Source organism: Metallosphaera yellowstonensis MK1 (genome assembly GCF_000243315.1).
Taxonomy (GTDB): Archaea; Thermoproteota; Thermoprotei_A; order Sulfolobales; family Sulfolobaceae; genus Metallosphaera; species Metallosphaera yellowstonensis.
Map to the genome: position 1 here is coordinate 521,336 of NZ_JH597761.1, position 9,403 is coordinate 530,738.

Below are 9,403 nucleotides of genomic sequence, written 5' to 3' on the forward strand. Positions count from 1 at the left end.
TGTGGAGGAACGCCAGGAACTCGTCGAACTCCCTCTGGGCCTTCAAGGTCTTCTTGGCGTCCCTGTTCTCCTCCTCCAGGAACCTCACCGGTGCTCGAACACGTGGAACGGGAACATGAGCTCGTACCTGGTCACCACGTTCTCGTCATACTTGCCCCAGTCCCTGGTGTACTTCCTCTCACCCAATGGCTAAACTTCGGCGAACGTTTATAACTTTTTGTATAACATTGAAGAAGGCCACAAAGCATAAATCAACCTAATCATGATCAGCAGTTATTAGATTCTCCCTTGAATGTGAGGTGATATTTGAGGGAAAGTCCCATAACTGCTCTCACATTGATAATTAATACGATCTACCAAAATTCTGAGGCCTAGAACATTCTTGGTTTTTAGCGAAGGAAAAAGTCATGGGATCCTACTAAATCGTCTGGATAGTCTCTAAATGAAGTTCAAAGGATGATCTTACAGCATTGGGAAATAGACCCCAGAGTTAACATGAAATCACAGATCCGTTTGAATATATAGAACTTCGTGGCAGTCCTGAGCCATCAATTTAGAATTAGTGTATAATATCTCTAGAATTCGATGTTTAAAACGTCGCATCACTAATGTTGTTGAAAAGAAGGATAACGTTGACACCTTAAAGGCTATACACCAATGGAGAAAAGAAAGCCCTAAAGTTCCACCGAAGAACAGTACCCATGGGACAATTCTCCGAACGTGTGTGAGTTATCATCAACATATGTTAATGAGTGCACCTCTTCATTACAAAAAAGTTATATATATCTATATGTTTCTTTACTTTCTCTCCGCGTCCCACAAATCGGTCCGAGGCGCGAGATCACCTAATGCCGAACAGTCCCATGGCGTTCTCCCTCAGGATCTTCTCCCTGGTGCTCCCCTGGTATAGCTTCTGGACGAAGCCGAGGAAGAGCTCCCTTCTGCTGACCGGGAAGGGGTGGTCAGTACCGAAGACCACTTGGTCCTCACCCATCACCTCCACCAGGAACCTTAGGGACTCCTCGGTGTACATGACCGTGTCATAGAACACGTTGCGTCTCAGGTACTGGCTGGGGAGCTGTAACGACTGATCATAGGCCGACTTCACTAGATCTGCCCTCCCCAGCTGATAGGGGATGAATCCCCCTCCGTGGGGGCATATGACCTTGACGTCGTAATCTCTGAGGAGGCCCTGGAGGGCCATTCTGACCAGGACATACGTGGTCTCGAAGACGAAGGACACGCCCACAGCTGCCGGACCCTCGTTTAGAACCTTGTCCAGGGGCAGGGTACCGGGGTGGAGGAAGATAGGTCTCCCCAACTTCTCCACTACCTTCAGTAGCTCTCCCATCCTCCCATCTTCCAACATGCGGTTGGCCATCCCGGTCCCCACTACGAAACCGTGTAGGTTCAGCTCCTTAATGGCCCTCTCCGCCTCCTCCGCCGAGGCCTCAACGTCACTCGTGGGCAACATGGCCAGGCCCCCGAAGAGCCCCTCGTTCTTACGCACTATCTCGCTCAGCTCGTCGTTGGCCTTCCTGACCACCCCTAACTCTTCCCCTCTAGGTAGAACCTCGCCCCAAGGGGCAGAGACGGAGAGTAGGGAGAGGGAGTTGGGGCTAAACTTCTTAACTTCCTTTACCTTCTCCTCCAGGTTCACCGCACTGATGCTCGCCGGCGAACCCCTCCTCCCCCACTTCAGGATCACTTGTCCCTCCCTTGTCTCGGCGAACCCCCTCCTCATGAGCTTATCCACGTAGGTCTTGGGGTAGAAGTGTGAGTGAACGTCAACTATCTCAACGTCTGCCATGGGTTCAGCTGAACCAGAAACAATTTAAACATTTCTTCGATAGTGTGGACATTTATGAGATTAATTCTGGAACTAACCTTCTCTACCAAAAGACCAAGGCTATCGAATACTTAATCCTCTCTAAACTCCTATTGACAGCCTTGGTAGCCCTCTTGAACCTAACAAACCTATCCCTCAAAGAAGAATGCGAGGACTCATTAGGATTAACAAACTTGACTACAGTGTGATTCCTCAAGGAGAAGTAGACATTATAATCATCACTAACCCACCCTTGTGGTAAATACTTCAAGATCTCATTAAACGTCCTCTCATCCCTATCCCTTACCGAGAACAGAACGAGTAACCCAAGGGTCGTGTAAACGTAACAAGTGAAAATCCACCTATAAAACGCCCTAGTGTTCTTGTACAAATAAGTCCACATCTCATCAACAACCTTAGTAACAACATTACCCTTAACCAGCTCCTTAGCCTTCCCCCACAACTCAACAAGCTTCTCATACCTCCTCCCACCATAACACTTAATCCAAGTGAACAACCTAGAGGTACATTAAGCACCCTAGAAATAGCCCTCATACCCACACCATTAGAATACATTTTTAAAGCGTCCTCCCTCAACTTCCTAGAATGGTGATGGTAAGTAGCATCACCCAAGAAGTACCTACCACTCTCTACACAAATACCTCTGCCTACCCAAAGGCCTACCACACTTAACATGATGAGAACCACAGGAGGGTCAAGAAACGTCTTGCCTAACTACAGCCTTCCTACCCATAAGTAATACTCGTTATACAAATATAAATAGCTTAATGATGACACTATCAAGTATTTATTCGTTTTCTGGAAAATGAATAAAATTAATTTGATGGTACATTATGTTTCGAATATCTTGATGACATCGAGAACATAACCTGCAAACGAGTAGGCCGCAAAGTGTCGAACCTAGTGCTTTGTGGAGTTGTTGAATTTTCTCAGATGTCGAGCTCATTGGACGACTTAAAATTAGAAATTGTACGTCAATTTGAAAGAAAGTTATACGTGAACTCTGATAAAAATTGAAGTAATCCACGAAGCACGAACCTAAGAAAGGCTTAAATATCTAATAAAGTAAATATAATGATTAATATGACTAAGGGATATGGAGCCGAAAAGGGGCAAGATGTAAATCTGAGAGAGGTTTCAAAGGTAACTGCAGGAGCCATGATAGGTTCAGTTATTGATTGGTACGACTTCTTTCTCTCCTCTCTGGTCGCAGCCGTGGTCTGGCCCTCCCTCTACTTCGGTTTCCTTAAAGGTACGGCGGCTTTAGCGGTCTCCGCGTCGACCTACATCATAACGTACTTGACCAGACCTGTGGGAGCCTTCATATTTGGTGAATATGGAGATAAGTTGGGGAGAAAAACCACACTTGTATTAACCTTATTGATCGGAGGTATAGCCATATTCGGCATAGCCTTCACGCCTGGTTACGGCGTGCTAGGAGTACTTGCTCCCTCACTTATAATTCTATTCAGATTACTCTTCGGGGTGGCCATGGGGGGAGAATATGGGGGAGCCCAGACGTGGGTGACAGAATTCCTGGGCAAGTCTAGGAGGAGAGGATTTTGGAATGGCCTGGTATATTCTTCTAACCCAGTGGGCATACTGCTCTCATCGTTGGCCTTCGTTGTTCCCTTCACTGTTTTGGGGCCTAAGGTTTTCATCTCTTATGGCTGGAGATACCCATTCATAGCTGGAGGCTTCCTCATAATTATTGGTATCATAATGCGGTACAAACTTGAGGAGAGTCCTCTTTTCAAGAAGTTGAGGCAGAGCGGCAATGTAGCTAAGAGGCCATCCCTTGACGTATTTAGAGAATTCGGCTGGAAGATGGTTCCTCTATGTTTTCTTAATGCAGGTCCAATAGCGATAGCATTGATAGAATTGAATGGACCTTATGGTATAGCCATAATGCGAGCTGCAGGTCTTACCCTACCTCAAGTGTTTGAGGTTATTATAATCGCCTCATTGGTAGCTATTGGGGTTGTAATCGGTTCGTCAACTTTATCAGATTATATAGGAAGGAAGAGAACTTACCTGATAGGTTCGGCCATAAGTGTCATAGTAGCCTATCCGGCGATACTCCTATTGAAGGCTGGTTTCCCCTATACTATAGCCGGAGCTCTTCTGTCTACACTGCTCTTCATTTCCAATAGCGTGCTGGCACCTCTCTACACCGAACAGTTCCCCACAAAGTACAGGTATTCTGGCTCTGGAATATCGTATCAGGTGTCCAGTGCAGTAGGAAGCATAATAGGCGGTATAGTTCCCTCCTACGTTATAGCTGGAAGTCACGGTCTGTTAGCAGCCATTCCTTCTCTCGGGTTCTTAGTAGTAATAGCCTCGATTATCTCGTTAGTCTCAGGATTTCCACTAAAGGAAACATTCAGAAGTGAACTAAGGGAATGAGGAAGATCTCCGTTTAACTGCTTTGTGGGGCACTTCAATTTTCATAGTGGATATTGCCATTAAATCTCTCTAAAAGATCAGAATCTATTGTTTGATTAAAAGAGAGCCTAATATCATCTTCCATATAGCAGTTGTGGGAATCTTAGGGAGGTAATACGGGGAAGTCGGTATTAGCGAGAAGTTTTTATTTTTCGACGTCTTCCTGCTGAAAAGATGCTGAACGGAAAGGGACAAATCGAGTTGGCTAGGGAGAGGCTGGTCAGGGAGATCAACAGGCTGGGCGTGGTGAGGGGGAACGGGAGGAGCAGGAAGCTCGGGTAGGCGCTAGTCCTCACGGTCCTGGTAGGTGGGAGGGCCAGCGTGAAGAACGCGGCCGAGACGTTCGGGTTGGACTACGCAAACCTGCTGGAGGCGTTGGGAGAACTCGACGACGCGTGGAGGGGCTGGAGGTCCTGTCGGGGCTGGTGAAGGGTCAGGTGGCCGTCATCATGGACGACACCGTGGACCACAAGGAGTACTCCAGGGGGAAGGACGTGAGCCCCCACGGGAACTACTGGATCTACTGCCACGCTCACGGGAGGTTCGAGAGGGCCAAGCTCCTCACGGTCGTGATAGTGGACCTCTCCACGGGCAGGACGTTCATGGTTTCCCCTACGCCGTGAGGAAGATGTGGGATTTGTGAGGGTCACCGAGTTCAAGACCGAGATCGACGTGGCCAGATGTTGGACGTGCTCAAGGAGCCCTTCCGCGTGTCCAGGGTCGTCTTCGACTCGTGGTACTGGTCCGAGAAGCTCGTGACGGACAACGTGGTGTCTGAGCTCAAGTCCAACCGAGCTCAGGGTCGGCCCAGGGGACCCTCGAGGAGGTGGAGGGGCACCTCCGAGTGGGAGACCTACCCCCCGGAGTCTACTACGCCGACCTGACCCTGGGAGACCGAGTGGTTACGGTAAAATTGCTAGTCCGGGAATATAAACGTGACTCCGGGACACAGGCCAGGTACCTCTATACGACCGACCCCTCGCTCAGCGAGGAAGTCGAGGAGGCCTGTCGTGTGGGAGATCGAGGAGCTCCACAGGGACGTCGAGGCCCTGGGACTGGAGGACTCCTCGTTCTGGAGGAGGGAGAGGCTTAAGGGTTACCTCACGATCTTCACCATCAACAACGTCGTCAGGGAGCTGGTGGGGGAGCTTAACCTGAGGAGCCTGGAGGCGTTCCTCAGGTTCTCGAGCGTCATTTAGGCGGACCGCCTGGGCTGATGAAAATCTTTAAGTTACGTTAAAGTCCCATAACTGCTGTAATATTACAGGAACCCTTATTTCTTCATGAAATGATCAAATATATTCAGTAATTCCTCCATTGAATAAGTCCAAATCAACAGAGATATTACAATTCGCAAAGGAGTCCTGAATCGCCCAAGGGTATTATCCATCTCGTATTGATCTATTTGTTCAAATATTTGCTTTTGGGAAACTCTTACTATTCCATAAAGCTATCAGATCTTTCTCCTTATGGAGGTATAGCCACATCCCCAAAAGTTAGATGGAATTTCCCCGTTGAAATCTAGACTTTTCGTATCTCCATGAAGGGACATCGATGAACCTCGATATATCATTAAGAGAATGGGCAGGTAGAGCTCTCAGTAAGTCCAACTCTGCATAAAGAGGTTTGAATCTAGATTTGTATTCAATGATCATATTATAGACACTCTCATTGCTAGAGAGGAAAATTTTTATAACAGCAAAAGGAATTTTAATTAAAGTGTTAAAGTATGATGATAGATGTTCTAAGAATATCTCACGCCTGTATAAGGGTCAGCAATTTAGAAAGAGCTATGTATTTCTACAAGGACTTGTTAGGTTTCATAGAGACAGAGAAGAAAGGTGAGTATGCCTATCTGAGAGGGATTGAAGAGGGTCAGCATCACAGCCTAATTTTAAAGCAAGCAACTCCTCCAGGTTTAAGCTATTTAGGGTTTAGGGTCAGGAGTCAAGAGAGCTTAGATAAGGCTAAGGAAATTTTAGAACAATATAATTTAAAAAATAAAAAATTTAAGGAAGAAGGCGTGGAAGACGCCATAATTTTTGAGACCCCAGCTGGTTTGCCAATAGTGTTATATTATGATATGGAGTATGTTGCAGATCCTAGAATTCAGAGGTTACAATTCAGCACCCAAAGGGGAGCCAGGCCAACTAGGATTGACCACGCAGTAGTAATGGTGAGGGATCTAGATAAGGAGTCTGAATTTTTCCGTAGTGTTCTCGGATTTTACGAGACAGAAGGATTTGTAGATGAAACAGGGAGAAAATTGATAGTATTTTTAACTAAATTTGGTCACTCCCACGAAATAGCTATAGGGAGGTACGATAAAGACGTTCCGGCATTAAGCCACATCAACTACGCAGTTCAAAATGTTGATGATATAATAAGGGCCGCAGACATATTGGGATCAAAGGGGCTTAAGAAGTGCATCGAAACTGGAATATTCAGACATAGGGCAGCTTCAACGCTCACGGCATATTTCAGGGATCTAGATGGAAATAGGATAGAATTATCTTCTCAGGACTACTTCGTATTAGATCCAGATAAGTTACCTCCAATAGAATACCCCATGGATTTGTTAAGTCCTGAGGGGGATTTCTGGGGTCCGTTCCCCCTTTCAGTGCTTAATGAATTAACTCCCGTTGAAGATATATTTACTGGTGATATGAAATCTTTAAGATAGTAGATAATATTTTGTTCAGGATTTTTGTATTTTCCCGATTATATCTTAATTTCGCGCTGAGAGATTAATAGGAGGGCAGAGAATGAAAGGAAATGACGAGCTTTGGAATGTTGCTATTATTATCACTCACAGTGGTTATTAGGTTTCGCCTTGACTTTAAGGCTATAATTAACGGGAATCCTATAACTACTGACCAATCATATGCTCCCGATGTCATCACCTACATACGGCATTTCTTTCCAAGTAGTTTAATGCCTCTCCCGTTGATCAATGCCATGGACATGCTCTTCTCTATCCCAAAAATTTTTTAGCTAGTTAAGAAAGATGTTTATTAATGGTTAGGAAGGCTGAGTTATTATTTAATGCATATAAGAATAGAAATGAAATAATTCCATTTCCTCTCTCGACAGAAGAGGCGAAGAGGGTGGGAGAAGAGTTCACTAAAATGTTGGTCGAAAATGAAGGCTTGGGAGGCTATAAAATAGCCAAATATGGTATCGGGATCTTAACGAAACCCATGATAACGACGAGTAACGAAGTGGAACTTTGGTTCAAGAGTCATAAACTGGAAGTGGAAATAGTAGCGTTAGTGAGGAACGGTAAAATAGAAAAAACCTTTGTGGGATTGGAACTGCCTGCTACGAGATTTACTACATGGGAATTACCATGCCATTATGTTATTGCGGATAACGCTTTAGCGGGTAGATTATATGTGGGTCCAGAGATAGACCCACCCTATGGTTCCTTCAGGATTTATATAAATGACAAATTAATGGGAGAGGGTGAACCTAAATACAAACCAGAAGAGAGGGTCAAAAGAGATATGGAAGGATACGTATCTTTGGGGGCGTTCATAGGCCCGACGAGTATTTATAGAGGCGACAAAATTAAGATCGAAGGAAAGAGAAAAATAAATGTGAAGATGAGGTGAGATCGTGAAGGCTGCCTTCATAAATAAGTACGGAGGACCGGATGTCATAGAATATGGCGAACTCCCAGATCCAAAGGTAAACAGTAATGATGTCTTAGTGAGAGTTAAGGCAGCTTCGGTCAATGAGTTGGACGGAGTAGTGAGAATAGGTGGATATAAACAGTTCGTGAAAAAGTTTCCACATATCTTAGGCATAGATTTTAGCGGTGTTGTGGAGAAAGTAGGTAGTAACGTCAAGAACATTAGTGAAGGAGAGAGAGTAATGGGCTATCCGATTATTCATGATAATAGTTGCGAATTTTGTAAATCTGGGATGGAACATCTATGCTTGTCCCTTGCGATAGTAGGAAGAGAGATTGATGGATCTTATGCTCAGCTTATCTCAGTTCCCAGCGGAAATGTGATACAAACTAACCTTGGGTACGTTCAGGCTGCAGCGAGTCAGCTGTCCTTACTGACCGCATGGCACGCCCTAACCAAAAGGGTTCAATTAAAACAAGGAATGAAAGTCTTCATATGGGGAGGAAGCGGAGGAGTAGGAACGTTTGCAATTCAGATAGCTAAATTGTTAGGGGCTGAGGTTATCACTGCAGCTGGCGAAGATTGGAAAGTCAGCAAACTCAAGGAACTAGGGACAGATTTCGTCATAAACTACAAGGAACAAGATGTTGTAGGTGAAGTTATGAAGTACACAGGCGGAAAGGGATGTGACTTAGTGTTTGATTCCATCGCTCCTGGTGGTACCCTATCCACATCAGTGAGGATGGTCAAGAAAGGAGGTACCATGATAGTTTTGGGAACCGGAGTCAAAGAGAGTGACCTAATTTCAATAAATTTGAGGATTTTCTATGTAAACTATATTACAATGCATGGAACGTTGGCCGGAAGCAAGAAGGACTTATTGGAGGCCACTAGATTGATTAGGGATGGGAAAATAAAACCTGTAGTAGACTCAGTAATGAAACTGGAAGAAGTTAGGGAAGCACATAGAAAGTTAGATGAAGGTAAGAAGTTCGGTAAAATCATTTTAGACACGTCCTAATTTATAGATTACTGGAGATTAGAAATGATTTGTATAATTAAAAATTTATTTTAATATCACAGCAGTTATGGGAATCTTAGGGGGTAATACTAAGAAGCCGGTATTAGCGAGAAGTTTTTCGACGTCGTCTCGCTGAAAAGGTGCGGAAAGGGACAGATCGAGTTCGCTAGGGAGAGGCCGGTCAAGGCGGTAAACAGGTTGGGCGTGGTGAGGAGGAACGGGAGGAGCAGGAAGGTTAACTGGCACTGATCCTCATGGTCCTGGTAGGTGGGAGGACCAGCGTGAGGAACGCGGCCGAGACGTTCGGGCTGGACTACGCAAACCTGCTGGAGGCGTTGGGAGAACTCGACGACGCGTGGAGGGACTGGAGGTCCTGTCGGGGCTGGTGAAGGGTCAGGTCGTCATCGTGGACGACACCGTGAACCACGACGCTCTAGGTAGACGTGAGCCCCT

Annotated in this window: 5 protein-coding genes and 4 pseudogenes; 6 read left to right on the plus strand and 3 right to left on the minus strand. The window is 45.6% G+C overall.

What is annotated here, in order from left to right:
- The 3 genes and pseudogenes from METMK1DRAFT_RS17320 to METMK1DRAFT_RS03370 all read right to left on the minus strand — a co-directional run.
- Nucleotides 1-186: pseudogene (locus METMK1DRAFT_RS17320) on the minus strand (IS5/IS1182 family transposase); the annotation flags it as partial.
- Nucleotides 187-841: 655 nt separating this feature from the next.
- Complete coding sequence (locus METMK1DRAFT_RS03365; protein WP_009070885.1) at nucleotides 842-1,810, minus strand: amidohydrolase family protein; 969 nt, start codon at nucleotides 1,808-1,810, stop codon at nucleotides 842-844.
- 82 nt (nucleotides 1,811-1,892) lie between these two features.
- Nucleotides 1,893-2,582 (minus strand): annotated as a pseudogene (locus METMK1DRAFT_RS03370) (IS1 family transposase).
- Between the two features lie 350 nt (nucleotides 2,583-2,932).
- On the opposite strand from METMK1DRAFT_RS03370, the gene METMK1DRAFT_RS03375 reads away from it, so the two are divergent.
- From METMK1DRAFT_RS03375 to METMK1DRAFT_RS19945, 6 genes and pseudogenes are all read left to right on the plus strand, one after another.
- A complete protein-coding gene (locus METMK1DRAFT_RS03375; RefSeq protein ID WP_009070887.1) occupies nucleotides 2,933-4,255 on the plus strand; it encodes an MFS transporter in 1,323 nt (440 codons plus the stop codon).
- A gap of 216 nt (nucleotides 4,256-4,471) precedes the next feature.
- Nucleotides 4,472-5,534, plus strand: a pseudogene (locus METMK1DRAFT_RS15490) (IS701 family transposase).
- Nucleotides 5,535-6,026: 492 nt separating this feature from the next.
- Entirely contained in the window at nucleotides 6,027-6,977 is a 951-nt protein-coding gene (locus METMK1DRAFT_RS03395; protein WP_048087588.1) for a VOC family protein, read from the plus strand.
- 334 nt (nucleotides 6,978-7,311) lie between these two features.
- Nucleotides 7,312-7,908 (plus strand): hypothetical protein, encoded by a 597-nt coding sequence (locus METMK1DRAFT_RS03405; RefSeq protein WP_009070901.1) that lies wholly within the window; start codon nucleotides 7,312-7,314, stop codon nucleotides 7,906-7,908.
- A 4-nt stretch (nucleotides 7,909-7,912) separates the two neighbouring features.
- Entirely contained in the window at nucleotides 7,913-8,950 is a 1,038-nt protein-coding gene (locus METMK1DRAFT_RS03410; RefSeq protein WP_009070903.1) for a zinc-binding dehydrogenase, read from the plus strand.
- Between the two features lie 132 nt (nucleotides 8,951-9,082).
- Nucleotides 9,083-9,403: pseudogene (locus tag METMK1DRAFT_RS19945) on the plus strand (IS701 family transposase); the annotation flags it as partial.

Excerpts from the sequence above, each read along its gene's own strand:
- METMK1DRAFT_RS03365 (WP_009070885.1), bottom strand. The coding sequence starts at position 1,810 with ATGGCAGACGTTGAGATAGTTGACGTTCACTCACACTTCTACCCCAAG.
- METMK1DRAFT_RS03375 (WP_009070887.1), top strand. The coding sequence starts at position 2,933 with ATGACTAAGGGATATGGAGCCGAAAAGGGGCAAGATGTAAATCTGAGA.
- METMK1DRAFT_RS03395 (WP_048087588.1), top strand. The coding sequence starts at position 6,027 with ATGATAGATGTTCTAAGAATATCTCACGCCTGTATAAGGGTCAGCAAT.
- METMK1DRAFT_RS03405 (WP_009070901.1), top strand. The coding sequence starts at position 7,312 with ATGGTTAGGAAGGCTGAGTTATTATTTAATGCATATAAGAATAGAAAT.